Source organism: Pseudomonas sp. FME51, assembly GCF_014897305.1.
The window spans coordinates 415,551-442,107 of record NZ_JABUYN010000002.1; the positions used below are offsets into that span (position 1 = coordinate 415,551).

General features: G+C 59.3%; 26 protein-coding genes and 1 other RNA gene. 15 read left to right on the top strand and 12 right to left on the bottom strand.

The annotated features are described in order from the left end of the window. Positions 1-37 precede the first annotated feature (37 nt). Positions 38-961, top strand: coding sequence for an AEC family transporter (locus INT39_RS06370; RefSeq protein ID WP_193072917.1), 924 nt, complete (start codon positions 38-40; stop codon positions 959-961). On the opposite strand, the gene INT39_RS06375 is transcribed toward INT39_RS06370, so the two are convergent. Then, positions 948-1,178 carry a DUF3820 family protein gene (locus INT39_RS06375; RefSeq protein ID WP_193072919.1) on the bottom strand — a complete coding sequence of 77 codons (231 nt, stop codon included), beginning with the start codon at positions 1,176-1,178 and terminating at the stop codon, positions 948-950. The genes INT39_RS06370 and INT39_RS06375 overlap by 14 nt on opposite strands. 170 nt (positions 1,179-1,348) lie before the next feature. Between INT39_RS06375 and ffs the strand changes: the two genes are divergently transcribed. The 5 genes from ffs to recR all read left to right on the top strand — a co-directional run bounded on the left by ffs (position 1,349) and on the right by recR (position 6,246). After that, positions 1,349-1,445: signal recognition particle sRNA small type (gene ffs, locus INT39_RS06380), an RNA gene on the top strand. A gap of 190 nt (positions 1,446-1,635) precedes the next feature. Then, positions 1,636-3,054 carry a hypothetical protein gene (locus INT39_RS06385; protein ID WP_193072921.1) on the top strand — a complete coding sequence of 473 codons (1,419 nt, stop codon included), beginning with the start codon at positions 1,636-1,638 and terminating at the stop codon, positions 3,052-3,054. Positions 3,055-3,258: 204 nt separating this feature from the next. Next, positions 3,259-5,277, top strand: a complete 2,019-nt coding sequence (gene dnaX, locus INT39_RS06390) for a DNA polymerase III subunit gamma/tau (protein WP_193072923.1) — start codon at positions 3,259-3,261, stop codon at positions 5,275-5,277. A gap of 22 nt (positions 5,278-5,299) precedes the next feature. Beyond that, complete coding sequence (locus INT39_RS06395; RefSeq protein ID WP_090273308.1) at positions 5,300-5,626, top strand: YbaB/EbfC family nucleoid-associated protein; 327 nt, start codon at positions 5,300-5,302, stop codon at positions 5,624-5,626. Positions 5,627-5,646: 20 nt separating this feature from the next. Beyond that, the gene (gene recR, locus INT39_RS06400) at positions 5,647-6,246 is read left to right on the top strand and encodes a recombination mediator RecR (protein ID WP_193072924.1); all 600 of its coding nucleotides are present in this window, start codon (positions 5,647-5,649) and stop codon (positions 6,244-6,246) included. A 105-nt stretch (positions 6,247-6,351) separates the two neighbouring features. Here recR and INT39_RS06405 read toward each other — a convergent pair whose 3' ends face one another. Continuing rightward, positions 6,352-6,639, bottom strand: a complete 288-nt coding sequence (locus INT39_RS06405; protein ID WP_193072926.1) for a hypothetical protein — start codon at positions 6,637-6,639, stop codon at positions 6,352-6,354. A gap of 113 nt (positions 6,640-6,752) precedes the next feature. Beyond that, positions 6,753-7,001: a YheU family protein gene (locus tag INT39_RS06410; RefSeq protein ID WP_193072927.1), complete on the bottom strand. Its 249-nt coding sequence runs from the start codon at positions 6,999-7,001 to the stop codon at positions 6,753-6,755. A gap of 76 nt (positions 7,002-7,077) precedes the next feature. Here INT39_RS06410 and INT39_RS06415 point away from each other — a divergent pair, with 76 nt between their 5' ends. Then, complete coding sequence (locus INT39_RS06415) at positions 7,078-7,833, top strand: sulfite exporter TauE/SafE family protein (RefSeq protein ID WP_193072928.1); 756 nt, start codon at positions 7,078-7,080, stop codon at positions 7,831-7,833. Between the two features lie 12 nt (positions 7,834-7,845). On the opposite strand, the gene mnmC is transcribed toward INT39_RS06415, so the two are convergent. Beyond that, the gene (gene mnmC, locus INT39_RS06420; protein ID WP_193072929.1) at positions 7,846-9,828 is read right to left on the bottom strand and encodes a bifunctional tRNA (5-methylaminomethyl-2-thiouridine)(34)-methyltransferase MnmD/FAD-dependent 5-carboxymethylaminomethyl-2-thiouridine(34) oxidoreductase MnmC; all 1,983 of its coding nucleotides are present in this window, start codon (positions 9,826-9,828) and stop codon (positions 7,846-7,848) included. A gap of 448 nt (positions 9,829-10,276) precedes the next feature. Between mnmC and INT39_RS06425 the strand changes: the two genes are divergently transcribed. Beyond that, positions 10,277-11,251 (top strand): DMT family transporter, encoded by a 975-nt coding sequence (locus INT39_RS06425; protein ID WP_193072930.1) that lies wholly within the window; start codon positions 10,277-10,279, stop codon positions 11,249-11,251. Positions 11,252-11,270: 19 nt separating this feature from the next. On the opposite strand, the gene fumC is transcribed toward INT39_RS06425, so the two are convergent. Continuing rightward, a complete protein-coding gene (gene fumC, locus INT39_RS06430; protein WP_193072931.1) occupies positions 11,271-12,671 on the bottom strand; it encodes a class II fumarate hydratase in 1,401 nt (466 codons plus the stop codon). A 79-nt stretch (positions 12,672-12,750) separates the two neighbouring features. On the opposite strand from fumC, the gene INT39_RS06435 reads away from it, so the two are divergent. The 4 genes from INT39_RS06435 (at position 12,751) to INT39_RS06450 (ending at position 15,390) form a co-directional block, all read left to right on the top strand. Continuing rightward, a complete protein-coding gene (locus tag INT39_RS06435; RefSeq protein ID WP_193072932.1) occupies positions 12,751-13,257 on the top strand; it encodes a DUF2059 domain-containing protein in 507 nt (168 codons plus the stop codon). An 88-nt stretch (positions 13,258-13,345) separates the two neighbouring features. Next, positions 13,346-13,660 carry a BolA family protein gene (locus INT39_RS06440; RefSeq protein WP_193072934.1) on the top strand — a complete coding sequence of 105 codons (315 nt, stop codon included), beginning with the start codon at positions 13,346-13,348 and terminating at the stop codon, positions 13,658-13,660. 111 nt (positions 13,661-13,771) lie between these two features. Continuing rightward, positions 13,772-14,713 (top strand): rhodanese-related sulfurtransferase, encoded by a 942-nt coding sequence (locus tag INT39_RS06445; RefSeq protein WP_193072936.1) that lies wholly within the window; start codon positions 13,772-13,774, stop codon positions 14,711-14,713. A 23-nt stretch (positions 14,714-14,736) separates the two neighbouring features. Beyond that, a complete protein-coding gene (locus INT39_RS06450; protein ID WP_193072938.1) occupies positions 14,737-15,390 on the top strand; it encodes a DsbA family protein in 654 nt (217 codons plus the stop codon). A 71-nt stretch (positions 15,391-15,461) separates the two neighbouring features. Here INT39_RS06450 and INT39_RS06455 read toward each other — a convergent pair whose 3' ends face one another. After that, positions 15,462-16,052, bottom strand: coding sequence for a YecA family protein (locus INT39_RS06455; protein WP_193072941.1), 591 nt, complete (start codon positions 16,050-16,052; stop codon positions 15,462-15,464). A 182-nt stretch (positions 16,053-16,234) separates the two neighbouring features. On the opposite strand from INT39_RS06455, the gene recQ reads away from it, so the two are divergent. Beyond that, positions 16,235-18,364 (top strand): DNA helicase RecQ, encoded by a 2,130-nt coding sequence (gene recQ, locus INT39_RS06460; protein ID WP_193072943.1) that lies wholly within the window; start codon positions 16,235-16,237, stop codon positions 18,362-18,364. A 100-nt stretch (positions 18,365-18,464) separates the two neighbouring features. On the opposite strand, the gene INT39_RS06465 is transcribed toward recQ, so the two are convergent. After that, a complete protein-coding gene (locus INT39_RS06465; RefSeq protein ID WP_193072945.1) occupies positions 18,465-20,657 on the bottom strand; it encodes a patatin-like phospholipase family protein in 2,193 nt (730 codons plus the stop codon). Positions 20,658-20,835: 178 nt separating this feature from the next. Between INT39_RS06465 and INT39_RS06470 the strand changes: the two genes are divergently transcribed. Further along, a complete protein-coding gene (locus tag INT39_RS06470) occupies positions 20,836-21,663 on the top strand; it encodes a UDP-2,3-diacylglucosamine diphosphatase (RefSeq protein ID WP_193072965.1) in 828 nt (275 codons plus the stop codon). On the opposite strand, the gene INT39_RS06475 is transcribed toward INT39_RS06470, so the two are convergent. The 3 genes from INT39_RS06475 to INT39_RS06485 form a co-directional block, all read right to left on the bottom strand. Next, positions 21,660-23,039 carry an adenylate/guanylate cyclase domain-containing protein gene (locus tag INT39_RS06475; RefSeq protein WP_193072967.1) on the bottom strand — a complete coding sequence of 460 codons (1,380 nt, stop codon included), beginning with the start codon at positions 23,037-23,039 and terminating at the stop codon, positions 21,660-21,662. The two genes, INT39_RS06470 and INT39_RS06475, sit on opposite strands and share 4 nt — an antisense overlap. Before the next feature lie 73 nt (positions 23,040-23,112). Then, positions 23,113-23,679, bottom strand: coding sequence for an HD domain-containing protein (locus INT39_RS06480; protein WP_193072969.1), 567 nt, complete (start codon positions 23,677-23,679; stop codon positions 23,113-23,115). 89 nt (positions 23,680-23,768) lie between these two features. Next, the gene (locus tag INT39_RS06485) at positions 23,769-24,098 is read right to left on the bottom strand and encodes a DUF962 domain-containing protein (protein ID WP_193072971.1); all 330 of its coding nucleotides are present in this window, start codon (positions 24,096-24,098) and stop codon (positions 23,769-23,771) included. A 113-nt stretch (positions 24,099-24,211) separates the two neighbouring features. On the opposite strand from INT39_RS06485, the gene INT39_RS06490 reads away from it, so the two are divergent. After that, a complete protein-coding gene (locus INT39_RS06490; protein WP_193072973.1) occupies positions 24,212-24,775 on the top strand; it encodes a nitroreductase in 564 nt (187 codons plus the stop codon). Here the strand turns inward: INT39_RS06490 and INT39_RS06495 are convergent. Both INT39_RS06495 and INT39_RS06500 read right to left on the bottom strand, forming a co-directional pair. Beyond that, positions 24,700-26,085 (bottom strand): sensor histidine kinase, encoded by a 1,386-nt coding sequence (locus tag INT39_RS06495; protein ID WP_193072975.1) that lies wholly within the window; start codon positions 26,083-26,085, stop codon positions 24,700-24,702. The genes INT39_RS06490 and INT39_RS06495 overlap by 76 nt on opposite strands. Positions 26,086-26,090: 5 nt before the next feature. Further along, a complete protein-coding gene (locus INT39_RS06500; RefSeq protein WP_193072977.1) occupies positions 26,091-26,465 on the bottom strand; it encodes a hypothetical protein in 375 nt (124 codons plus the stop codon). Between the last annotated feature and the right edge of the window lie 92 nt (positions 26,466-26,557).

The window sequence follows — 26,557 nt, forward strand, 5'->3', positions numbered from 1 at the left end:
TAGTTAAACTGGTATCTTTCTTCAGGCGGGACATCCCATGACCGCGGCGCTGGCCTTGTTGTACAAACTGATGCCGCTCTATGTCACGGTCGGGCTGGGCTGGTTGGCCGGTCGCTTTCTGCAGGCCAGCGGTAGCCATATCGCTGGGATCATGATGTATATCGTCACCCCGTCGGTGGTGTTTTCCGGGGTAATGAATACGCCGCTGTCGCCCGAAGTCATCCTCTTGCCTTTCCTCACGCTGGGATTGTGCACGCTGATTGGCTGTGCCCATCTGGTCGTGGCCCGGCGTTGGATCGGCGATGCCAGTGCCAGTCTCATTCCGCTGGCCGTCGGTACCGGCAACACCGGGTATCTCGGGGTGCCGGTGGCGCTGCTGCTATTCGGCGAACAAGGCCTGAGTATCTACATCCTGTGTATGCTTGGTACTACCCTGTACGAGAGTTCAGTCGGCTTCTATCTGGCGGCGCGGGGTCTTTACGGCGTGCGCGACTGTCTGGTCAAGATGGCACGTCTGCCTTCGCTGTATGCATTCTTTTTTGCGGTGATGCTCAACCTGGGTGGCATTGGCATACCGGATATCTTCGAACCGTTGTTCGACAATCTGCGAGGAGCCTACAGTATCTTCGGCATGATGCTCATTGGCATGAGTATCCTCAGTTTTCGCGGATTAGCCGGCAATCTGCGTTTCACGGCGCTGGCCTTTTTCGGCAAATTCGTGATCTGGCCGCTGGTTGCGCTGCTGTTCTGGTGGCTGGATAGCCATGGGCCGCAGATTTATGGCATCGAGGTCTATCAGGCGATATTCTTGATTTCCATCACGCCGATTGCCGCCAACACTGTCGTGATTGCCACTGTGCTCAATCTGGCCCCGGCTCAGGTCGCCGGCAGCGCGCTACTGAGCACGGTGGTAGCGCTGTTCTATATTCCGCTGATGATCGCGCTGTTCATTGGCGCCTGACCGGAGGTTTGCTGCGCAAGGGGTCGAGCAGTGCCGATAACCCGTTGTGGTCGATCTCCTGCATCAGTTCCAGCAAGCGTCCGACTTCACCCTTGGGAAAACCCTCGCGGGCGAACCAGTTGAGGTAATGACCCGGCAGGTCAGCGATAAGCCGCCCCTTGTATTTGCCGAAGGGCATTTCACGGATTACCAGCAGCTTCAGGTCTTCGGGTTGCATGATCAGGGCTCCGATATCGAATTGCGCCGAGTATAACCGCTGGCGACGTGCAGGGCGGAACAGGGATATCTCTGAAAAAGCTGTGGTTCTGAGCGCTTCACGGGTTGTAACTTGCGAACAACCCGCTACAATAGCGCGGCCCTCATCAGCAGGGCACGCTATGGTGACCCTGTCGGTCCCCTCGCAACGATTCACCGTGAACCCGGTCAGGCCTGGAAGGGAGCAGCCGCAGCGGTTATATCGTGTGCCGGGGTGTGGCTGGCAGGGTTGCCACCCATAGTGCTCCGTTTTACTTCTCCCCCTTTTTTCCTGTTTTCTCCCCAGCCTGGTTTCTGATTTCGGTCTATTCCGTCCGCTTGTTCGTTGGCAGTGCGTTATCAATATAAGTGGCAAGGTGAGCGAATTCTGGCTAATGTCTCATGTGTAATTTATCGATAACAATAAAAAGGTTTACAGCATGGATATGAAGCTCACCAAGGCCGGCGCTCCCGCGCGTGGTTTGTTTTGCCTGATCGTTTCTTCGGTACTGCTGGCCGGCTGTCTGGGCGGCTCCGGTTCGAATTCGGATAAGGTTGCTTCCCCTGGCCCGGGCAGTCCGAGCATGCCGGATCTGGATGAGGAGCGCATTCTGCCGATCATCTTCGTCCACGGAACAGCAGGTTCCGCCTCCCAGTATCAGACTCAGGCCATGCGTTTTGCCAGCAACGGCTATCCGGAAGATCATATTGTCGCGTTTGAATACAGTACTGCGTCCCAGGCTGAGGTGGGCAAGGCGTTGACGGGTGGCCTGAGCGGCGATCTGGACCTCTTTGTCGATCAGGTGCTGAGTGATTTCGACGCGGATCAAGTTTATCTGGCGTGTCACTCCCTGGGTACTGCTGTGTGCGGCTACTATCTGACCGCGCCGACCCGTGAAGCCAAGGTGGCGGGTTATGTGGCCATCGATGGAGCGACCGGCGAGAATTGTCCGGGTAACTCGAACTGCATGGGTTTGTTTGTCGATGAAGATGACACTCTTGGCGAGGTCAATGCCTACGTTTCTGATGAAACCCACGTGCAAGCGGCCACCTCGGAAGCTTCTTTTGCCGCGCAGTTTGAATTCTTTACCGGCGTCGAGCCGGCGCGGACCGAGATCCTGCCACAAGCCGATGACGTTGAAACTGCCGGCCGAGCGGTCTATTTCCCTGCCAATACCGGTGCGGCGGGCACGACCCTGCGGGTGTGGCAAGTGGACCCGGGCACCGGCGAACGCCTGCAGGCAACGCCCATGGAAACCTTTGGTATTGCCGCAGACGGAAACTGGGGGCCGGTGATGCTGGATCCGACAGCGCATTATGAATTCAGTCTGCTGCGGCCGGGGCGCGCAGAGCACCATTTCTACCGTCAGCCATTGATTCGCAACAGTACCCTGGTGCGACTGAATACCTCTCCTGAAGGCTCGGCCATCGAAACCAACACCCAGGTCAGTGTTGATCATGCCGCGCTGGTCATTACCCGGGACATGGAGTGGTGGGCTGATCGCGGTGCAGATAACGATGTACTGGAGATCGCCACCAGCAGTCTGCTCTGGCCCGATCAGCCTGCGGTGAATATCCTCGAGCCGGCCATCGGCAGCGGCAACATCGGTATTCACGTGCATGATGACCAGGCCACGCCGGCGCTGACGACCGGTGATCCGCTGCCGTACTTTCCGGAGCAGCCTTTCCAGTGGGGCGTGGATGTGTACATGCCAGCCAGCACGCCAGCCGATGGCACCATCTCGGTGACCAGCACGCCGCGGGGTGATACGAATCGCCGCCAGACGCTCAATGTGCCGAATCTTGCCTCCTCGGCACACCGTATTTCATTGATCTTCAACGACTACATTCAGGACTGATCCAGTCGCGCGGGCTTCGCTGGTCTGGAGCGCCTAACTGCGTCCCGGCCAGGGGAGTCCGCGCCGGCCGCGATGGGGAACGACCTCCGCGAGAGGCGTTTTCACGCGCCGATCCGATGGTTGGCAACCGGCGTGCATCTCGCATTCAACGGGTCCTTTGGGGTACAGTAGCGGCTTGCAAATGACACCGGACAGCAGCCCTCGATGAGTTACCAGGTATTAGCCCGCAAATGGCGTCCGCGCCTGTTCCGTGAAATGGTCGGCCAGACCCACGTGCTGCAGGCGCTGATCAATGCGCTGGATAATGATCGGCTGCACCATGCCTATCTGTTCACCGGGACGCGCGGGGTCGGCAAGACCACCATCGCGCGGATTCTCGCCAAATGTCTAAACTGCGAGGCTGGTGTCAGCTCGGAGCCTTGTGGTGTCTGTTCAGCCTGTAGGGAAATCGACGAAGGTCGCTTTGTCGATCTGATCGAGGTCGATGCGGCCAGCCGTACCAAGGTTGAAGACACCCGCGAGCTGCTGGACAACGTGCAGTACGCACCGTCCCGCGGACGCTACAAGGTCTACCTGATCGACGAAGTGCACATGCTTTCCAGTCACAGCTTCAATGCTTTGTTGAAGACGCTGGAAGAGCCGCCAGCCCACGTGAAGTTTCTGCTGGCGACCACCGATCCGCAGAAGCTGCCGGTTACCATCCTGTCCCGCTGTCTGCAGTTCTCCCTGAAGAACATGCTGCCGGAAAAGGTTGTCGAGCATCTGCGGCATGTGCTGGCAGAAGAACAGATCCCGTTTGATGATGAATCGCTGTGGTTGCTCGGCCGCGCGGCTGATGGCTCCATGCGTGATGGCCTGAGCCTGACCGACCAAGCCATCGCGTTCGGCAATGGCCAGCTGCAGGCAGGCGAAGTGCGCAGCATGCTCGGCACCATTGATCATGGTCAGGTATTCGGCTTGCTCAACGCACTGGCGACGGGGGATGCGCGTGGTCTGCTGGCCGCGGTTGCCGAGCTGGCCGAGCAGGGCGCCGATTTTGCCGGTGTGCTGGCCGAATTGATTTCCACATTGCAGCGGGTGGCTATTGCCCAGGTGCTGCCGGACGCTGCGGATAACAGTCTCGGTGATCAGGAGCGCGTGCTGGAGTTGGCGGGGCGTATCAGCGCCGAAGACGTGCAACTGTTCTATCAGCTGGCATTGCATGGGCGACGTGATCTGCCGCTGGCGCCTGATCCGCGCGGCGGCTTCGAGATGGCCCTGTTGCGCATGCTCGCGTTCCGCCCCGGCACCTTGCAGCACACTGGAACCGTAGCGCCGGCAGGGGTGGTGCCCAGTCCGCCGGTTGCCCAGCCTGCGCCGACGCCGGAACCGGAGTCGGGAAAGTCTTCAGGGATCAGCCAGGCCGAGGCTGATTCCAACGCCTCCAGGCCGACCGCGCCAGCAGCGCCGGCGGCTGCACACCCTGCTGTGGTTGCCACGCCGAAGACGGCGCCTCCAGTGGCCGCGCCCACATCGCCTGCTGCTGAGGTGGTCGCTCAAGCTGAAGTGATGGCTGAACCAGAGCCGCAGCCTGAATCTGTTTCTGCCCCCGCCGCTCCCGTGGCAGCGACTGTGCCGCAGTCACCGCGCTCCGATACGTCAGTGAAAACGGTTTCGGATGAACCGCCCGAGTGGCTGCAAGGCCCGCCGATGGACGACAGTTTTGATCCGGAGGGTGGTGATGATGATGATGTGGATGTCAGTCAGTATCTGGGCGATTGGCAGCCCGCGGAGGACAGCGTGGCAGCCGCGTCTGCGGCAGCGGATGATGATGTCAGCGATCTGCCGCCTGCCACCGGTATCGCCGCACGCTGGTTGGAGGTATATCCGCAGCTTGGCGTGGCTGGCCTGACTCAGAGCATTGCCGCCCACTGCCAGCTGATGGCTGTCGAGGATGCCGTCTGGCAGTTGCATCTGGACCCGGGCCACAGCGCGCTGTACAACGAAAACCATAGGTTGCGTCTGGAGAAGGCGATTGTCGCGCTGGAAGGGCAGCCGATCACGCTGACCGTCAGCGTGCAGGCGCCGACTCAGGAAACCCCTGCTGTGGCTGCAGCTCGGCGACGGGTGGCGCGACAGAAGGAAGCGGAACAGAGTATTCAGGGCGACCCGCTGGTGCAGGCGCTGATCAATGACTTTGCGGCGCAGATCTGTGATGACAGCATCCGCCCGCTTGATGCTTGAACAATCTTGTGAGGATACAACCATGATGAAAGGTGGCATGGCAGGCCTGATGAAGCAGGCTCAGCAGATGCAGGAGAAAATGCAGAAGATGCAGGAAGAGCTGGCCAACGCCGAGGTTACCGGGCAATCCGGTGCCGGGCTGGTGTCGGTGGTCATGACCGGCCGTCATGATGTGCGCCGCGTCGCTATCGATGACAGCCTGATGAGCGAAGACAAGGACGTGCTGGAAGACCTGATCGCCGCTGCATTCAATGATGCTGTGCGCAAGCTGGAACAACAGAACCAGGAAAAGATGGCTGGCATGACTGCCGGCATGAACCTGCCTGACGGTTTCAAGATGCCGTTCTGATCGGAGTAGTCCATACCGGTATGAGTTTCAGTCCCCTGATTCGCCAATTGATTGATGCGCTGCGCGGGTTGCCCGGTGTCGGGCCGAAGACCGCCCAGCGCATGGCTTTGAACCTGCTCGAGCGCGATCGTGACGTGGCCCGGCATCTGGCGCATGTGCTGGAATCGGCGATGGACGGTGTCGGCTATTGCAGCCGTTGCCGGACATTGAGCGAGACCGACATCTGTGAGCTGTGTGACGACCCGCGGCGTGATGACGGTCTGTTGTGTGTACTGCAGAGCCCGGCGGACGTCTGGGCGGTCGAAATGGCCGGCAGTTTCCGCGGCCGTTATTTCGTGCTCAAGGGGCACCTGTCGCCCATTGATGGGCTGGGGCCGGACGAGATCGGTATTCCTGCGTTGCTGGAGCGGGTGGAAGGGAGTGCGGTAAGTGAGGTGATTCTCGCGACCAACCCGACGGTGGAGGGTGAGGCGACGGCGCATTACATTGCCGGTCTGCTCAAGCCGCTGGGCATCAAGGTGTCACGGATTGCCCATGGCGTTCCGCTGGGCGGTGAGCTGGAGTTCATCGATGGCGGCACTCTGGCACATGCACTGGCAGGGCGGACGCTGATCGGCTGATTGAACTGCGCCTGTCGCGGCGCTAGGTGCCTCCACTTGTAGGAGGCGCGACTCGCGGCGAAGCGCCCTCCTACAGAAGACCGGATACCCCGTCCTGTTACATCCTCAGTTGCCGTTTGCGGCGTCCTGGCGATTGAGTTCGCTGATGATGCGCTCATAGGCTTCGCAGGCACCATGATGACTGCGAGTCGGGTCGCGCTCTTGAAGTGCCTTCAACTGCTCGTGCAGTCGGGCGGCCTTGTCCGGGTTGCCGGCGGCGATACGGTTGATGGTGACGGCTGTTTCTTCGGCCTTCTTCAAGGCTTCTTCCGGCGTGCATACAACGGTCTGGGCCGAAGCGGTGGCGGCGCAGCCCAGCAGGGCGGCAATAATCAGGGGGGAGCGCAGTTTCATCGTTTACCTCGTCAAACCCGCAAAGGGTATAAAGGCCTCTATCTTAGACCTTCGCCCGGCATCCTCCAAGCGTCTTGGCCTGGCTGCGTCACCCTGAAGCAGGCGTCGAGCGGTCAACCCTGATCGGCAGCCGCCTCACGCAACAGCTCTGGGGGTACATCCCGGCGATGCGTCAGACTGGTATCGCCGGTCTCGGGATGGAATACGATCAGCACTTCACCGCGCTCGATCAGCCGCCGCAGCCGCTCGACGCGCTGCGACAGGGTGTCGTCATAGCCATTATCGGTGCCGTCGCGGGTGACGAAGTCTTCCAGCATGCGCTGAAGAATCTCGGGGTCGAGCAGGGTATGGGGTATCAGCATGGTGTCTACTTCCCGGATGACTGTCTGATGGTCCTCAATGATACACTGCCGGCTTTGCTGATTCGCCACGGTTCCGATGATTACTGACCCTCTGTTCTATCTTTGTGCGATTCCTGCGGTGTTGCTGTATGGCATCGCCAAGGGCGGCTTTGGCGGCAATATTGCCATCCTGTCGGTGCCGCTGATGTCGCTGGTCATGCCGCCGCAACAGGCGGCCGCCATTCTACTGCCGATTCTGTGCACCATGGACCTGGTGGCGCTGCGCACCTTCCGTGGCCGCTGGAGCCTGCCCAACCTGCGCATCATCATTCCCGCTGCGCTCCTGGGGACGCTGCTGGCCTGGTGGAGCTTCCGCTGGATGAGTGATGGGCATATCCGCCTGATGGTCGGGGTGATTGCGGTGGTGTTCACCTTGAATATCTGGTTGCGCAAAGGGGAGCCGCCCGTGCGCGGGGTCAGCGCCTGGCGCGGGGGGGTCTGGGGTGCCGTTGCCGGCTTTACCAGTTTCGGCATTCATGCTGGTGGGCCGCCGATCAATATCTATCTGTTACCGCAGAAGATGGAAAAGACCATATTGATGGGCACCATCGCGGTGTTCTTTGCCGTCGTCAACCTGGCCAAGGTGCCGGCATACATCCAGCTTGGGCAGTTTGATAGCGGCAAGCTGCTGACCGCCCTGATATTGCTGCCGCTGGCGCCCATCGGCATCCGCATGGGTTTCTGGTTACTGCAGCGCAGCAACCAGGAGCTGATCTACCGGCTGTGCTACCTCTTCCTGTTTTTCACTGGTTGCAAGCTGCTGTATGACGGCATCCGCATGCTGTGGTTCTGAACGCGCGAAACCTCACTGCCCACGAATCAGCTGGCGTAGCAGAAAGCGGCTGGGGTGGACCGCTTCGGCAACATCACGGGGCAGCGGCAGTGGCTCGTTGCCGATCCAGGCGGCAATCAGTTCTCCGCTCAGGGGGCAACTGATCAGGCCGCGGGACCCGTGTGCAGCGTTGATATACAGCCCTGGGTACCAGGTAGCCGGAGCCTGCGGTTTTTTTGAAGCATCCTTGCCCAGCACGGCATAGTCAACAGCGAAGGCCTGCGCGTCGGTCAGCGGGCCGATCAGCGGCAGATAATCCGGTGAGGTACAGCGTAGCGACGCGCGTGCAGCCAAGGCTGCCGGGTCATGTATGTTCGGCTGCAGTGCGTCGTTCAGCGCTGGTGAAAGCTTGTTCAGCAACTGCAGGTTTTCGATGTTTTCCTCGGCGCTGGGCTGATTATCCAGACGATCAAAACGGAAACTCGCCCCCAGGTGATGCTCGCCATCACGGGCAGGCGAGATATAGCCTTCGGCGCAGAGGACTGTTTGCAGCTGCTGGCTTTGAGCGGTGGCTGGTAAATGAGTGATCTGTCCGCGGATGGACTTGAGCGGCAGGTGGTTGCTCTGATGGAATCGTCGACTGTCTGCCGCGCTGCAAATGACCGCCACGGCGGCATTTGCCAGTGACTGACCCTGGTCATCCAGGGCATGCCACTGATCATCACGCTGCTCAAGCTGCAGGGCTTCGCGGTTGGTCTGCAGGCGGATATTCGGGTGTTGCAACAGTGCCTGGCACAGGCTTGGCGGATTGACCCAGCCTGCTGAAGGGAAGAACAGCCCAGGCCGCAGTATATCCAGCCCGGCAATCTCACTGGCCTGCTCGGCGCTGACGCTATGCAGGAAGCTGTGTGGGTAGGGGTGTTCGGCCAGCGCCTGCTGCCGTTGGTGCTCTTTCTGATCTGTGCTCAGTTGCAGGACGCCACAGGCGGCCCAGGTACTGTCGGATTGAGCCAGGATCTCATGCAGAAGACGCAGACAATAGGCATAGCTGGTTTGCACGAAGCGTGACAGCAGTGTCTGATGCGGGGACAGCTTGCAGTAGATAATGCCCTGGGCGTTGCCGGATGCCTCCGCTGCCGGGGTAGCGTGGCGCTCTATCACGGTAACCTGCCAACCGCGCCGTGCCAGCGCGAAGGCGGTGCTGCAGCCGGCCAACCCGGAGCCAATGACCAGGGCAGTGCGCTCGTTGTTGGCCGGCGCGGCAGGACGCCGATACCAGGGTGCGCTCCACTCCCTATCCGGAATTGCCTCCATCAGCCCGGCCAGCATCTCACGCTTGCGGCCAAACCCTTTTACCTTGCTCATGGTGAAACCGGCGGCCTGCAATCCACGGCGCACATCGCCAACGCTGGTAAAGGTTGCCACCGTGGCGTTCGAGGATGACAGGCGGGCCATCTGTTGGTAAAGCGCCGGTTGCCACATGTCGGGGTTTTTCGATGGGGCGAAGCCGTCGAGGAACCAGGCGTCGACACTGGCATCCAGTTGCGGCAGGGTGTCCAGCAGGTCGCCGATTAACAGCGTCAGAGTAATGCGCCCATTCGCCAGGGAAAACTGCTGCCAACCCGGGGCCAGATCGCCATATTGGGCCAACAACTGATCGGCCCAGGGCTGCAGTTCGGGCCATAGCGCGAGAGAACGCTGCATGTCATCGGGGGTAAGCGGGTATTTTTCGCTGCTGACAAAATGCATATGCGCGTGAGCGGGGGCCAGCTCATCCCATAATTGCCAGGCACAGAGAAAGTTCAGGGCGGTGCCGAAACCGGTTTCGCCGATGCAGAAGCGGGCGTTTTCGGGAAGAGCGGGCCAGCGCTGGGGAAGTTTGTTGTGATGCAGAAACACATGACGGGTTTCTTCCAGCCCTGATTCCCGGGAGAAATACACATCGCCGAAATGGGTGGAAAAAGGTTGACCATCATCGGACCAGCTCAACTCTGCAAAGGATGGTGAGGATTTCACGATAGCTCCGGCACAAACAGAAGCCGGGGATTGTATCGCGAAACAGTCTTCACCCCATATTGGGCAGAATCAGCAGCAGCCAGGTGGCGAGAAAAACCAGAGCAACACTGGGCAATTTGCCCCGAATATCGAATTTCATAACAATTACCTTTTATTTTTGTGTGCGCGGGCTGCCTTGTAAGCAGCTCCGCTGTTCGCGTCGGGTAAGACGCCCAACCAGTGTATGTGCGCGATCGGGTGAACCGCAATGATCTGAGCAAAAGGATTCTGACTTCCTTCCTTCATGGTAGATCAGCTGAGACGCACTGTTAGACCAATTGGCTACATGTAACTTGCCGCTAGTTGCGGTGGGTCTGGCCAGTAATGTACCTGCGCGGCGCTGTTCAGCATTGCTGCCGAGCCCTACAATAAAGGCTTCCTGTCTCCTTCCTCTTTCCGAGAACTACTTATGCACGTGGCATCCGGTCGCTGGTTGTACGGATTTCTGTTGGCTTTGACGACAACGACTCTATGGGGTGTTCTGCCCATCATGCTCAAGGAAGTACTGAATGGCATGGATGCCTTCACTGTGTCCTGGTATCGCATGCTGTCATCCGGCTTGGTGCTGCTCCTGTGGCTGGCACTACGTCGGCGCTTGCCGTCGATAAGAGCGTTGTCCCCGCGTAACCGTTGGCTGGTAGTGGTCTCGGTGCTCGGCTTAGCGTTCAACTACGTGCTCTATGTGCTGGCACTGGACAGGCTGACGCCTGGCACCATGCAGTTGATGATCCAGATAGCGCCGATCATGCTGATGTTGGGCAGTATGCTGGTGTTCAAGGAGCGCTTCGGTATTGGCCAGCTACTCGGGCTGGCGGTTCTGATACTTGGCTTCGGATTATTCTTCAATCAGCGGTTGGTGGAACTGTTCACCCAGCTGAGCGACTACACCGTGGGCATTCTGATCACCCTGGCTGCGGCCTTCGCCTGGGCCTTGTATGGTCTGGCACAGAAGCAACTGCTGACCATCTGGTCGTCGGTCACCATCATGATGGTGATCTACCTGTCGTGCGCCGTACTGTTGACGCCATTGGCCACGCCCATGCAGATACTGCAGTTGAGTGAGCTGCAGCGTTGGTTGCTATTGGGCTGCTGCCTGAACACGCTGGTGGCCTACGGCGCATTCGCCGAGGCGTTGGTGCACTGGGAGGCCTCTCGGGTCAGTGCCACTGTCGCAGCAACGCCGCTGTTCACCTTTGCCATGGTTGCGCTGGGTTCGATGCTGTGGCCGGCGTTCATCAAGCCCGAGCTGCTGAATAATCTCGCTTATCTCGGGGCGCTGCTGGTGGTCTCGGGCTCGGCATTGATTGCTCTGGCGCCCAGCGTTCTGCAGCAACTGAAGAATCGTCGACTGCGGCGGTTGACCGTCAGTCCGCCGCTGGAATAAGGAGAGCGGGATATACGCCTTATGGTTTGGGTGCCTGGTTGCCGAGCATGGTTTCTGGTCGTACAGCCTGATCGAACGCCTGCTCATCAAGGTAACCCAGTGCCAGTGTTGCCTGGCGCAGCGAAGTGCCGTCGGCATAGGCCTTCTTGGCAATCTCGGCGGCTTTGTCATAGCCAATGACCGGATTCAGCGCAGTGACCAGCATCAGGCTGTTGTCCAGATGTTCGCGCATACGCTGGGTATCCGGTTGCATTCCGTCCACGCAATGAGTACGGAAACTGTCGCAGCCATCGGTCAACAGGCGTATTGATTGCAGCAGGGTGTGAATGATCACCGGTTTGAACACGTTCAGCTGCAGTTGCCCGTAACTGGCAGCCATGCTCAAAGTCACATCGTTGCCGAGAACCTGGCAGGCAATCATCGACAACGCCTCGCACTGGGTTGGATTGACCTTGCCGGGCATGATCGAGCTGCCCGGCTCATTCGCCGGCAGGCGTACTTCGGCAAAGCCGGCGCGCGGACCGCTGCCCAGCAGGCGCAGGTCGTTGGCCAGCTTCATCAGTGTGACGGCCAGCTGCTTGCAGGCGCCATGCAGTTGCACCAGAGGTTCGTGACCGCTCAGGGCGGCGAATTTATTGGCAGCACTGGTGAAGGGCAGCCCGCTGAGCTGCGCGACTTCTGCTGCCAGCACCTCGGCAAAGCGGGGCGGGGCATTCAAGCCAGTGCCGACCGCGGTGCCGCCCTGAGCCAAGGCCAGCACCTCGGGCAGCGCCTGTTTCACGGCGTGGATGCCCATATCCAGTTGAGCCACAAAGGCCGACAGCTCCTGGCCGAAAGTCACTGGGGTCGCATCCATCAGATGGGTGCGGCCAATCTTGATCAGGTCGGCATGACGGCGTGCCTGTTCATCCAGACTGCCGCGCAAGGCACACACCGCTGGTAACAGCTGCTGGCGAACCTGCGTCGCAGCAGCCACATGCATGGCGCTGGGAAAGGTGTCGTTGGAGCTTTGCGAGCGATTGACGTGATCATTGGGATGCACCGGCTCTTTGCTTCCGCGTGGCTTGCCGGCCAGCTCATTGGCGCGATTGGCGATCACCTCGTTGATATTCATATTGCTCTGGGTGCCGCTGCCGGTCTGCCATACGGAGAGCGGGAAGTGCTCGTCCAGTTGGCCGGAAATCACTTCATCTGCGGCCCGGCTGATCAGCTCTGCCACTGACTTATCCAGATTGCCCAGCTGCTGATTGGTGTGTGCTGCGGCTTTCTTGATCAGCGCGAGGGCCTGTACCACCGCGAGTGGGATGCGCTCCTCGCCGATGGCGAAATTCTGCAACGAGCGTTGGGTCTGGGCACCCCAGTAACGGTCTTCTGCCACTTCGATATCGCCCATGCTGTCCGACTCAGTACGTGTGTTCATGATTGCTCCTATTATCTGGAGAATAGCTATCTGACCTGCCAGTATAGGTTCTCGTTCAACCATCGGAGTCGCCCCGCCCATGCGCTTACTACCGGGCCTTATACTGTGTTGTCTTTTCATGGTGCCGCTGGCCAATGCCGACGAGGCTTCACACCGAGCCAGTGCCGAGCGTTTTCTCAAGCTGGCCAATGCCGAAGGCATGACCGCGCCTATTTATACGCAGGTCGAACAACTGCTGACGGCTCGCTTCTCGCAGATGGGTGGCTCGATGCAGCACGAGTCGATTCTGCGTAACTATCATCAGCAGGCACGGACGTTGTTGGATGCGCAGCTCAGCTGGGAGGCGATGCGCGGCGAGCTGGCGGATCTGTATCTGCCGGTATTCAGTGAAGAAGAATTCGAGCAGCTGGCGGCGTTCTATAGTTCACCGGCGGGTAGCAAGCTGATGCAGCATCTGCCGGAGCTTACCCGTAACTCCATGGCTATCACTCAGGAGCGTGTCGAGCAGCATATCTCGCCGAAACTGGAGCAGTTACTGGAGGCAATGGCGACTGAAGTCGAGGAGCGGCAGACGAAGGCGCGTTGAGCATCATTGCCGCTCCTGAAAACGAGTGCGGCTGACCTGCACCTGTCGAGCCGGATACAATGTGCCCATCAAACAAGGAGATAAACCCATGACCACTACCCAGGCCGCCCTTGAGCAGGCACTGCAAAGTCTTGCCCCAACCCATCTGGATCTGCTCAACGAAAGTCATATGCACAACGTACCACCGGGCTCTGAATCGCACTTCAAGCTGGTCATCGTCAGTGATGAGTTCCAGGGTCTGAATGCGGTCAAGCGTCATCAGGCGGTCTATCGTACGCTGGGTGACCTGATGCAGCAGATTCATGCTCTGGCCTTGCACACCTATTCGCCTGCCGAATGGCAGGCCAGCGGCCTGGCGCCGAGTTCACCCGACTGCATGGGTGGCAGCAAAGCCGATCAATAATATTGATTCGGCATGCCGATAATCTGCATGCCCGAATCCTGTCATCTTTGTTAAACTTGCGCTCCCCAAAGTGCGCCCTTTACGTGGGCGATTACCGAAAAGAGAGGCTGCATGTCCAATATTGTCGTGGTGGCGCTGTACAAGTTCGTCACCCTGGAAGATTTCGAAGCCCTGCGGCAGCCGCTGCATGACACTATGATGGAACATGGCGTCAAGGGCACCTTGCTGCTGGCGTTGGAAGGTATCAACGGCACGGTCGCCGGGTCTCGCGTCGGCACAGCAGCACTGCTCGAATGGCTGCGCAGTGACCCGCGGCTGAGCGATCTGGACTGGAAGGAGTCGCGCTGTGACGAGATGCCCTTCTACCGCACCAAGGTCAAGCTGAAGAAGGAAATCGTCACCATCGGCGTACCCGGTATCAGCCCCAACGAGAAGGTGGGCACCTACGTCGAGCCGAAGGACTGGAATGATCTGATCAGCGACCCGGAAGTGTTGTTGATCGATACGCGCAACGATTACGAAGTGTCGATCGGCACCTTCGATGGCGCGATCGACCCGCAGACCAAATCCTTCCGCGAGTTTCCCGACTACGTGCGTGAGCAGTTCGATCCGCAGAAGCACAAGAAGGTCGCCATGTTCTGTACCGGCGGCATTCGTTGTGAAAAAGCTTCGAGTTTCATGCTCAAGGAAGGTTTTGATGAGGTCTATCATCTCAAGGGCGGCATTCTGAAGTATTTCGAGGAAGTGCCAGCTGAGCAGAGCAAGTGGGACGGTGAGTGCTTCGTGTTTGATAACCGGGTAACCGTGCGGCATGACCTGGCCCCAGGCTCCTTCGACCAGTGCCACGCCTGCCGTCATCCGGTATCTGCCGAGGATATGGCGTCACCGGAATATGCAGAAGGCATCAGTTGTCCGCATTGTTACGCCAGTCTGCCGGAAAAAACCCGCCGCCGAGCTGAAGAGCGTCAGCGTCAGGTGCAGTTGGCCAAATTGCGAAATCAGCCGCATCCGATCGGTCTGCCGCAAGAGCTGGCAACACCTAACGCAAAATAGCCCCAACTCCAAAAGGCCCCCCCATGCGCCAGCGCCTGATCTATGTGATGGACCCGATGTGTTCATGGTGCTGGGGGTTTTCCCCGGTCATCGATTCAATCCAGCTTGCGTTCCCGCAACTGCCATTGCACCTGGTTGCCGGCGGGCTGCGTCCGGGCGTTATCGACCCGATGCAGGACGCTGCGCGGCGTGCACTGGCAGAGCATTGGCAAGCAGTGCGCGAAGCCAGCGGTCAGCCGCTATTGACGCCGGAGGCTTTGCCCGCCAACTTCATCTACAACACTGAACCGGCCTGCCGCGCGATTGTGGTGGCGCGGGAGTTGAACGCTGAGCGGGTGTGGTTATTGGTCAAGGCCATACAGCATGCTTTCTATGCTCAGGCGACCGATGTCACACAAGGTTCGGCACTGCTCGAACTGGCAGAGCAGGCAGGATACAACCGACAGGAATTCCATCAGGCCTTCGTCGCCGAAGCTGCTCACTCAGCGGTCAAGGCTGATTTTGCATGGGCTGGTGATTTGGGTATCAGAGGCTTTCCGACCTTGCTCGCCGAGCGTGACGGTATGCTGGCTTTGCTGTCCAACGGGTATCAATCCGCAGACGATATTCTGCCGTTGTTGACGCGTTGGGTGAAGGCGGGGGAGGCGGTCACGGACAAGGTGACACGGGACAGCTGAATTGCCGATCACCGGCCTTGCCCTAGGGGCGAGGACCGGCGATCGGCAGGCGTAGTCGCGCCGAGCTCAGATCAATGGCGCGGATCAAGCAGAGCAGGGCGGGCCTTTTCTTCCGGGGCCTGGAACAGCAGATACAGCTGGGTCAGTACATCGGGGATATGGTCGAGCATGTCCTGGACCATCTCTTCGTCTTTGGCGATGTCGGCGAATTCGGGCTGGTCTTCAAACAGACCGGAGCCGACCATGATCGGCAGTAACAGCTCGCTGACGGTTTCCTCATCCTGGGAAAACCAGTCATCTTCACGCATGAACACGCCTTCGAGAAAGCCGACACACCAGCTGCGCAGGTCGGACAGGTCCGGCTCGTCGCCCAGGGTCAGTTCGCACGGTGGTTCAAGCTCTTCATCACTGGCCAGAATACGCTCGATCAACGCCTTGAGTTCACGCAGGGTGTTCTCGATATCGGCTTTCTGAGCGTCGTCGGTGTATTTAGGATCTTCGGCGAAGAGTTCGAACATCCACTCCTGTTCCGGGACCTCGGCAGGGCTGATGGACAGGGCCGTCAGGAACCCATGCCCGGCAAGATAATCGAGAGCTTCATCATGCAGATCATCAGCATCGAGAAATTGCTGCAAGCGCTCGAGTTGGTCGGCGAAGGACATGGCACACCTCATCATGGATAATGGTCAGCATTGTACGCACCTGGCCGGGTTTATGCCAAAGCATTGGTCTTTGTGGCACGGCTCACAGCGGATTTCAAGGCTTCCACGGCTTGCGCTGATATAATCAGTCTTTTTCTGCAGGTCGATATCGGCCGCCCGAATGCAATAATGCAAGGAGAATCATGCGCGAGCAAGCCTTACAGCGGCTACGGGACATATTCGGTTACGGCGAATTTCGCGGGCACCAGGCGGACATTATCGACCAGGTAGCCCGTGGTGGTGACGCCCTGGTGTTGATGCCGACCGGTGGTGGCAAGTCGCTGTGCTATCAGATTCCGGGATTGTTGCGCGATGGGCTCACCGTGGTGGTGTCGCCGCTGATTGCCTTGATGGATGATCAGGTCGCCACGCTCAACGAACTGGGATTGCGAGCGGCGGCGCTGAACTCCACGCTGGACGAGGCAAACCGGCGTGATATTGCCCATCGGTTGAGCCGCGGTGAGCTGGATTTCCTCTATCTTGCACCGGAGCGCCTGCTCAAACCGCGCACCCTGCACTTTCTGCAAAGCCTGAACATTGCCCTGTTTGCGATCGACGAGGCGCATTGCGTATCCCAGTGGGGGCATGACTTCCGCCCCGAATACCTGCAGATGGGGCAACTCGCCGAGCTTTTCCCCGGTGTGCCGCGTATGGCGTTGACCGCCACGGCAGACGAGCGTACCCGCGAGGAAATCGCCCAGCGCCTCAGATTGGAAGAGGCGGCGCGTTTCGTCTCCGGATTCGATCGACCGAACATTTTCTATCGCATCGTTCCCAAGGACCGGCCACGCCAACAGTTGCAGGCATTTCTCAAGGGGCAGCGCGGCAACGCCGGGATCGTCTACTGCCTGTCGCGAAAAAAGGTCGAGGATACCGCGCAGTGGCTCAGTGAGCAGGGCTGGCCGGCGCTGCCTTATCACGCGGGCCTGTCCGCCGAACTACGGGCCAGCAACCAGCGGCGCTTTCTCAACGAGGAAGGCCTGATCATGGTGGCGACCATTGCCTTCGGGATGGGCATCGACAAATCCAATGTGCGTTTTGTCGCGCACCTGGATCTGCCGAAAAGCATTGAGGCCTACTATCAGGAAACTGGTCGCGCCGGCCGCGATGGACTTCCCGCGGATGCTTGGATGGCCTATGGGCTTCAAGATCTGTTGATGCTCAATCAGTTTTTGGCCAACTCCGATGGCGATGAGCGGCACAAGCGCATCGAGCGGCATAAGCTCGATGCCATGCTGGCGCTCTGTGAAATAACGACCTGCCGACGACAATCGTTGCTGGGCTATTTTGGCGATATCCTTGATGACCCCTGCGGCAACTGTGACAACTGTCAGGAGCCCGTTGCTACCTGGGATGGCAGCGAGGCGGCGCGGATGGCTTTGTCCACCGTTTACCGCAGCGGCCAGCGGTACGGGGTGGGGCATCTGGTGGACATCCTACTGGGTCGTGATAACGAGAAGATCCGTACTGCGGGTCATCAGCACCTGTCGACCTATGGCATCGGTAAGAAACTGAGCGAACAGGACTGGCGCTCGGTGTTCCGCCAGCTGATTGCCCGTGGTCTGGTGGAAATCGACCTGGACGGCTTTGGCAGTCTGCGGCTGTCTGCCAGCTGCCGTCCGCTACTGCGCGGTGAGGAATCCCTGGCACTGCGTAAGGATGTGTCGCGCTCGACCAGTGCGCCAGCCAGATCCGGCGACAAGCCCGTGATTCCCGACGCCGACAAACCACTGTGGGAAAACCTGCGTGCGTTGCGCAAGCGCTTGGCTGAGGCCCATGGCGTGCCGCCCTATGTGGTGTTCGCCGATTCGACACTGGTCGATATGTTGCGTCAGCGACCGACCACATTGCAGGACATGTCATTGGTCAGTGGTATCGGCGCTCACAAATTGGAGCGTTACGGGGCGGACTTCCTCCAGGTGATGCTGGAAGAGAGTGGTGCTGCGGCAGCGGCGCCGGTGCATCAGGCACATGAGGTCCAGGCCTTGGCCCTGGCCGGTATGGAAGCACAGCAGATTGCCCAGCAGACCGGCCTGCCGATCAGGCAGGTCTATCAGAAGCTGGCTCAGGCGATCAGTACCGGACAGTTGGAACTGCATCAGGCGATCGATCTGCCGCCGGGTCATCTGAATCGTATCCAGGATCTCTTTCTCAACGAAGCAGAGGAAGACCTGCCCGGCGTGCGTGCGGTTGCAAAGGAATTGGACGAGCCGGTGGAGGAAGGCGTGTTGCACTGCATCCGCGCGGCGTTGGTGCTGGAGATCAGCGGCTGAGATCGGAGCGCCATTCGCGGGCAAGCCCGCTCCCACAAGATCGACGAGCTAGTGTGCTACTTGTCGACTCTTGTGGAAGCGCAGTGTATCTGGCCTCGCATCAGAACGTCTGCCCCAGATTCATGTACAGCGCGCGCTCGCCTTCCTGATTGGCGCCGATGCCGAGAAACACCGGGCCAAGGAAGGTATCCATGCCCAACAGAATACTGCTGGCGCCCATATAACCGGTATCCAGCGCGTCCTCACCCTTGTTATAAACCCGGCCGTACTCCAGCGTGCCACCCAGATAGATCGGCATGGTCAGAGGCGTGCTGCCAGGGTTCAGCTGCCGGTAATAAATCACTCGCGCCAGATTGTAGTTCTGGCCGGCCAGACCATTCTGCCGGAAACCGGAAAACTCGCCCGGGCCGCCGAGGATGAAGCTGCTCTGGGCCACGCTCACCTCGCTGTCGGTGCGTCCGATGAGCGTGCCCAGCTGGAAGCTGTGTGGTCCGGTGGCAAACGCCCAGTTGGCTCTGAGTTCCAGCTGTTGATAGCGCTCGTCCGCCCCCAGATCCGGCTCGGACTGACGCCAGAGTATGCGCGCAGCATCGCCGGAGCGAGGGAAGTTGACGTTATCCAGGGTGTCGCGATCGATCTGCAACGAATAGAAGGCCTCGTCGAATTTGAGGGTGGGCTGTTCTGGGTCACCCACGCGGATTTCGGATTCACCCCAATAACGCGACAGGCCGAAACGCACCTCACCGTTATTGGCAATCTGACGACCGATATTCAGGCCCGCGCCGTAGCGCTGCTGGCGGTAATCGGCCACTGGATCGTTATCCAGAATCACCTCGACATTGCGCGCTTCGGCATCGACAAAGGGCGCGACGAAATAACGTGAGCCGTAATCCAGCGGTTGATAGAACTCGCTGTACAGCTGCTGATGCTCGCCCAGCTGCAGGCGCGTGAGCCATTCGGCGCCCAACGGGTTGACGCCGTTGACGCGGAAGCTGGCGCCGATGGTGAACTGGCTGCCGCCCTCGAAATCATCCACCAGATTCAATCCCAGGCGCAGATAGTCGGTGCCGGTCTCCCGTCCGCTGGTGCGAATCAGCAGCGTGTTCTGATCTTCCTCATGCAGGATTTCATAATTGACCTGGCTGAAATAATCGGTGCCGTAGATGGTGCCCATGTCCTTGGCCAGATGCTCGGTATTCAGCGGCTCACCGAGCTGCTGGCGTACCATGCTGCGCACTACCTGGTCGTCCACCTTGCCGCTGTTGATAACGCGGATTTCATGAATGATCGGTTGGCGGTGTGGGCGATTGCTCGCCAGGTTGCCGCCCGGTTGCTGCAGGCTGGTCGGGCGCGCAAAGGCATTCAGTGCGGTCGATTGCAGCAGACTCTGCTCACCGGCGGCAATGGCCTGATCGGCTTCGGAAAAACTGTTGAAAGCAATACTGCCCAATTCGGGGTGCAACAGCATGTCCTGCTCGGTCAGGGTGGCCAGTTGTTCCTGGGTGTTGTTGCGGGTCAGCAGCGTGGTGGTCTGGTCCATGATGTCGAGAATGCTGTGCATGTCGCTGGCCGGTTTCAGCGGGGTGGCGATATCCACCACAATGACTCTGTCCACGCCCATTTTCCGGGCCACATCCACCGGCAGGTTCTTCGACAACACGCCATCTACCAGCATGCGCCCATCGACCATCACCGGAGCGAAGAAGCCAGGCAGGCCGATGCTGGCACGAATCGCCTGGGGCAAGTGACCGCTCTTGAATACTATGGCATCGCCAGTGGCAATATCGGTCGCCACGGCGCGGAAGGGAATCGGCAGGCGGTCGAAGTCATCGATGTCATTGGTATGCACCAGCAGGCTTTCCAGTATCAGTCCGAGATTCTGGCCCTGCAGTATGCCCAGTGGAAAGTTGAGCTTGCCTTCCTTGAATGACAATCGCTGCTTGACCAGAAAATCCCGGTCATCCTGCTTGCGGCGGTAGGGGATATCTTCGCGCAGCGGTGAGTCGCTCATCGCCGCCGGCCAGTCCGTCTCCAGGGCAATCTTTTCCAGTTCGTCAGCGCTGTAACCGGCGGCATACAGGCCGCCGATGACCGCGCCCATGCTGGTGCCCGCAATCGCATGGATGGGGATGTTCATTGCCTCGATCTGTTTTAGTACCCCGATGTGGGCCAGGCCTCGGGCGCCGCCACCGGACAATACCAGCCCGGTACGCGGTTCGGCGGAGGCGTTGGTCTGTGCGGCAGCCAGCGGCGTGAGTAGCGTAAGCAGGAGGAGGAAAAGACATCTGAGCATGGCAAAAGCCTGACTATTGAGCAAAGGGACCGATCGGCTGAACATTGTATACGAGGCCGAAGTGCAAGCGGCAGTGTTCCTTGGATCGACGACCTGTCATCTGCCGGTAACACAACGGTCATCAGGTATTCACTTCGTGGGGCTAGGTTGGCAGCAGTTACTGCGAGGGGAGAGGCGAATGAGCCAGGCAGAGGACTTTTCGGCGGTCGGGAAGCAGCGGGTACGCACTATCTGGATTTCCGATGTGCATCTGGGAACACGCGATTGTCAGGCTGAGAAGCTGGCAGGCTTTCTCAAAGAGTACGAATGCGATCAGCTGTATCTGGTTGGCGATATCATCGACGGCTGGCGGCTGCGCAAAAGCATGTACTGGCCTCAGTCGCACACCAACGTGGTGCGCCGCATCCTGACCATGAGCAAGCGCGGCACGCGGGTGATCTATGTCACCGGTAATCACGACGAGTTCCTGCGCCGTTACGCCACGCTGAATATCGGCAACATTCTGCTGGTGGACGAAGCTGAGCATACAACGGCTGATGGCAGAAAGCTGTTGGTCATTCACGGCGACCAGTTTGATGTGATCACCCGCTGCCACCGCTGGTTGGCTTTTCTGGGTGACCACGCCTATGGATTCAGCCTGCGACTCAACCGTTGGCTCAACTATTGGCGCAGTCGCTGCGGTTATGGCTACTGGTCGTTATCCGCCTACCTGAAACAGCGAGTGAAGAAAGCCGTCAACTTCATCAGCGAATTTGAGGGAGCATTGGCCCACGAGTGTCACAAACGTGGCTTTCAGGGCGTAGTATGCGGGCATATCCACCATGCGGAAATTCGTGAGGTTGACGGCATCAGCTATCACAACTGTGGTGACTGGGTGGAGTCCTGCACAGCGCTGATCGAGCATTGGGACGGCAGCATTGAACAGTACTCCTGGGCCGAGCCCCTTGCCGCCGACGAGCCGGCGCAGGAGGCGGTGCTGCTGCCGACCAGTTCAGCGGCACCTTAGATGATCACCTTGTCGCGCAGCTTGCGGGCCGCCAGCTCCAGTGAGCGGACAATCTCTTCCTTGTCGTAGTTGCGAATGCCGCTGGTATCCAGATACATGGAGAAGCCAGGCATTTCGTGCTCGACAAAGGTCGGCGCGGCACCCAGATCACGGCGCAACCCCACTACCTGATAGATCTGTACCGGTCGACCGAAGCCCTTGACCTCGATGCGGCCTTTGTCATGGCACATGATCAGGTCCTTGATCAGCGACCAGGTTTCATGGGGGATCAGGATTTCACCGGCTTCGGCAGCACTTTCCAGGCGGCTGGCGAGGTTCACTTCGCGGCCGATGATGGTGTAGTCCATACGCATGTCGGCGCCGAAGTTGCCTACTGTGCAATAGCCGGTACTCAAGCCCATGCGAATTTCCAGCGGCCGGGTAATGCCTTGACTGCGCCATTGCTGCCGTAAGACCTTCATGTGTTTACGCATGGCAATAGCCATGGAGACTGCTGCCTCGGCGTCCTGTTTGGCTCCCCGGCTGACCGGGTCACCGAAGAACACCATGACGCTGTCACCAATGAATTTGTCGATGGTACCGCCGTATTGCAGGGCGATACGGGACATTTCGTTGAGATAATTGTTCAGCAGGTCGGTGAGCGCTTCCGCTTCCATTTCCTCGGCCAGCTCGGTAAAGCCGCGGATATCCGAGAAGAACACCGTCAGCTTCTTGCGGCGGGTCTCCAGTGTAACTCGCTGATTGCCGGAGAAAATCGACTCCCATACCTGTGGTGAAAGATATTTGGCCAGATCGCTGGCCAACTCGGCGGTCTTGGACTGTTCGGCGCTGATCAGTTGTTGCGCATGCTCAAGATGCCGACCCTGACGATAGACGAAGGCGGCGATGATGACAGTGAAGGTGCCGCCGCTGGCCAGACTACAGAAGGCCAGCAACTGACTGCTGACGAACTGTGGGTCGGGTGAGAGGATAGCTGCCGAGAGCATGCACCCAGCCAGCGTCAGCAGGCCCGCAGCGGCCAGGTACAGCGGTCCGCCGATGATGATGCTGGCGAAGCTGATCAGCATCAGAAAGACCAGGCTCGGAATCATGCTGAACTGACACAGGGTGATGAAGACACCGGTGTGTATTGCATCCAGTGCGAGCAGGCTCAGCCGCACCGTGCGCGCACCGGTCTTGCGTAGACACTCGGATACCAGGCGGATCAGATGAGGATAGAGCAGGGTATAGGCAATGACGCCAGCGGTCAGGGTGGTCAGCCCCTGTTCATAGGCGATGGCGGAAAAGACGATGCTGACGCAGAGGTAGGTGATGACCCTGGAGTAGTAACCCTCCAATGGAGGTCGTACGGGTTGTATGCGGGCTTGCAGCGTCATGATCAGTCTTTCCCTGTCCTGATGGTCCGGTATGCCAGACCGATCATAGTATGCAAGACCGCCGCTGGAAAGCTCAGGCGTACATGGACTGGCGTGGGCGGGCAAAAATCCGCCTCAGCATGGGCTCGAAGAAGCTCAGGGGTTCGGTTGGGTAATCCGGATCGAAGGCTGGCGCATCGTACAGCGAGCAAAACTCGGCGGTGCGCTGGTACAAGGGATGATCCTTGAACTGCTCGCGCAGATGCCGATCCATTCCCAGGTGATGGAAAAAGTAATAACCCTGGAAGACGCCGTGCTTTTCCACCATCCACAGGTTCTCTTCCGAGACGAAGGGTTTGAGCATGGCTGCAGCGATATCCGGATGGTTGTAACTGCCCAGCGTGTCGCCGATATCGTGGAGCAGGGCGCAGATGACGTACTCTTCGTCACGCCCATCGCGGTGCGCGCGGGTCGCCGTCTGCAGGGAATGTTGCAGGCGATCAATGGGAAAGCCGCCGAAGTCACCGTCGAGCAGCTTGAGGTGGGTCAGGATACGATCAGGCAATTGCTTGGCAAAAGGTCGAAAGTGACCGGCGATGAGACTCCAGTCCTCGGCAGTGCCTTCCTGTATGGCGCGGAAGGTGGCGCGTTGTTCGCTCATGGCAAATCTCCTGTAATTATCGTTATACGCCGGATGCTACACCGCGTATGGCGGCGCAACTGTCGGCGGTTCGACAATCTGCCTACAGGTCAGAAGCGAATTCGCCCGGTAAGCATATCCCTGAACATTACCCAGTCGCCGAGGAAGCTGTAGAGCGGGTATTTGAAGGTGGCAGGCCGGTTCTTCTCGAAGAAGAAATGCCCGATCCAGGCGAAGCCGTAGCCCGCCACCGGTATGGCTAATAACCACCAGGCGTTGCCACTGATAATCGCCCAGAGCAGGATCAGCAGCACCAGGCTACTGCCGACGTAATGCAGGCGTCGACTGGTGTCATTGCTGTGCTCGCTGAGATAGAACGGATAGAACTCGGCAAACGAGCGGAATTCGCGAATCTGATGGGAGGTTTCGGGGGTGGCCATGACGCTCTCCTTGTTGTTTTCGCTGACTGCTACCCTGGGGTGCCGGCAGCGGCCGAATGCTGGGCCGGTTTTGTTATGATCTGGCACTCACCTATTTTTGGAGTCTGATGATAATGGACGCACTGACCGCATTGCACAACCGGGTTTCCATGCCCCGATTGGCCGGGCCGGCCCCCACCAGGGAGCAACAGGAGGCGCTGTTCCAGGCTGCACTGCGTGCTCCGGACCATGCTCGGTTGCGGCCATGGCGTTTTCTGGTGCTTGAAGGTCAGGGGCTGGAACGCCTGGGCGAGCTGTTTGCCGCTGCCGCCCTGGCCAGGACCGGCGATCCGAACGCGGTCGATGTATTGCGCGCCCCCAGCCTGCCGCAGCGGGCGCCGATGATCATCATCGCCATCAGCAGCCCCGTTGCGCATCCCAAGGTTCCGGAAATCGAGCAGGATATGTCTTGCGCTGTTGCCGTCGGCAACATGTTGGTCGCCGCTCATGCGCTGGGATTGGGTGCGGTATGGCGCACCGGTGAGCCGGCCTACGACCCATTGATCAGGGACGGGCTGGGACTGCAGGCGCACGAAAAGATCGTTGCCTACCTGTATGTCGGTCAGTCAATGACACCCGACAGGGTGGCGCCGGAACTGGTGTCACGTGACTTCTTCCGGCGCTGGCCGGAGAGTTGATCGGGGCTGGGAAGGTGAATGTGGGCGCTCAGACCGCCTGAGTCATTCAGGCTGAAAGCGAGTGTGCCGCCATGCCGTGCGACCGCGCGGCGAGCGATGGCCAGCCCCAGGCCGTGACCGCTGTCCGCGGGCTGGCCGGGCACACGAGCAAAAGGCTCGCCGAGTCGTGGGAGCCATTCTACAGGTACGCCGGGGCCTTCGTCGGTCACCCGAATGTCGCAGCCCTGTGCAGTAGCTGACAGTTCGATGCTGATCAGCCCATCGCCGGGTGAAAAACGCAGGGCATTGCGCAGCAGATTATCGATGGCGCTGGCCAACTGATCCGGCCAGCCGTTAAGGGTGCAACCGGTCGCGCCCTGTATCTCCAGGCGTTGCTGGCCGGCGGCGAAGCGCGCATCTTCGACGATGTCATCGATCAATCGGTCCAGATCAACCACTTCCGACGGGACGCTCTGGGCATCCAGGCGGCTGAGCGTGAGAATATCGTCGATCAGGCTGTCCAGCCGGCTGCATTCGCGGTCCAGTCGTGTCCACAAGGGATCATCCGACGCCAACCCCTGTTTGCTGCCCAGCGCCAACCCGATGCGCAGTCGCGCCAGCGGGGAGCGCAGTTCATGGGAAATATCGCGCATCAACTGGTTCTGACTGTCGAGCAGGCTCTGCACACGGTTACCCATACTGCGAAAACGTCGTGACAGGTCGCCGATCTCATCGCGGCGTGAGCCAATATCTGCCAGGGTCTGGTCATCAAACCGTCCCTGGGCCAGGTCCTGGGCTGCTACGCCGAGCTTTCTCAGCGGCCCGGTCAGATAGCGGCTGAGCAGTAGGCTCACCAGTGCCAGCAGCAGCATGGCGATGCTGATATTGGTGATCATCGCGAAGGGTGTGTGCCGCCAGCGAAACAACTCGGTGGAAGGGACATGCAGCAACAGTTGATATTGCGCCTGTTCGGAGCTCCAGGCCAGCTGGAACAGCCGCCCGTGACGGGTGCGTTCCGGCCCGCTCTGGTCCGGTGTGTCAAAACGGGGAAGGGTGGGCAGGGTGCCGTCAATCAGGCGTTGACCCTGTGCGTCAAACAATTGCGCGCGCAAGCGGTGCTGTTTGCGCTGATCTTCCAGCCACAGCTGAGCCGCATCAGGGCTTTGCTGTTCATACACAGTGACCAGCTGTTCGCTGAAATCACGTAATTTGGGATGAAACTGCAGGAGCATCCAGTCCTGTTGCAAAGCGCGGCTGATCAGAAAGCCCGAGCCACCCACCAGCAGGGTGGCGAGCCAGAGAACGGCAAAGACCTTCCAGAACAGCCGCATGCGTATCAGTTGGCGTCAGACGAGCGGGAGTCGTCGCGTTTGTCGCCTCTGCGGTCTTTGCGATCCTGCATGTGCTGTTTCATCTTCTCGCGTTTCTCTTCGCGCATTTCCTGCATTTTCTCGCGCTGTTCATCGTTGAGAATGGCATCTACCTTCTCCTTCTTCTCTTCATGCAGCGCTTTCATCTTTTCGAACTGTTCTTCATGCACGCTGCGCATCTGCTCTTTCTGCTCAGCGGTCAGCTCCAGCTCGGTGGCCATCCGGTCCATATGCTTGTCATGGTACTTTTCCATGTCCTGGTCATTGCCGGGCATGGCGAGTGCCGCGCAGGATACAGCGCTGGTGAAGGCGAACAGGCCTGCAATCAATGTCTTTTTCATGGGGTATCTCCTGGTTTACATATGACCGGGTGTCCGGCCACTGGTACCCAGTCTAGCTGCCGGGTTGTCAGCCAGGGAGGTTGGTTGGTAAA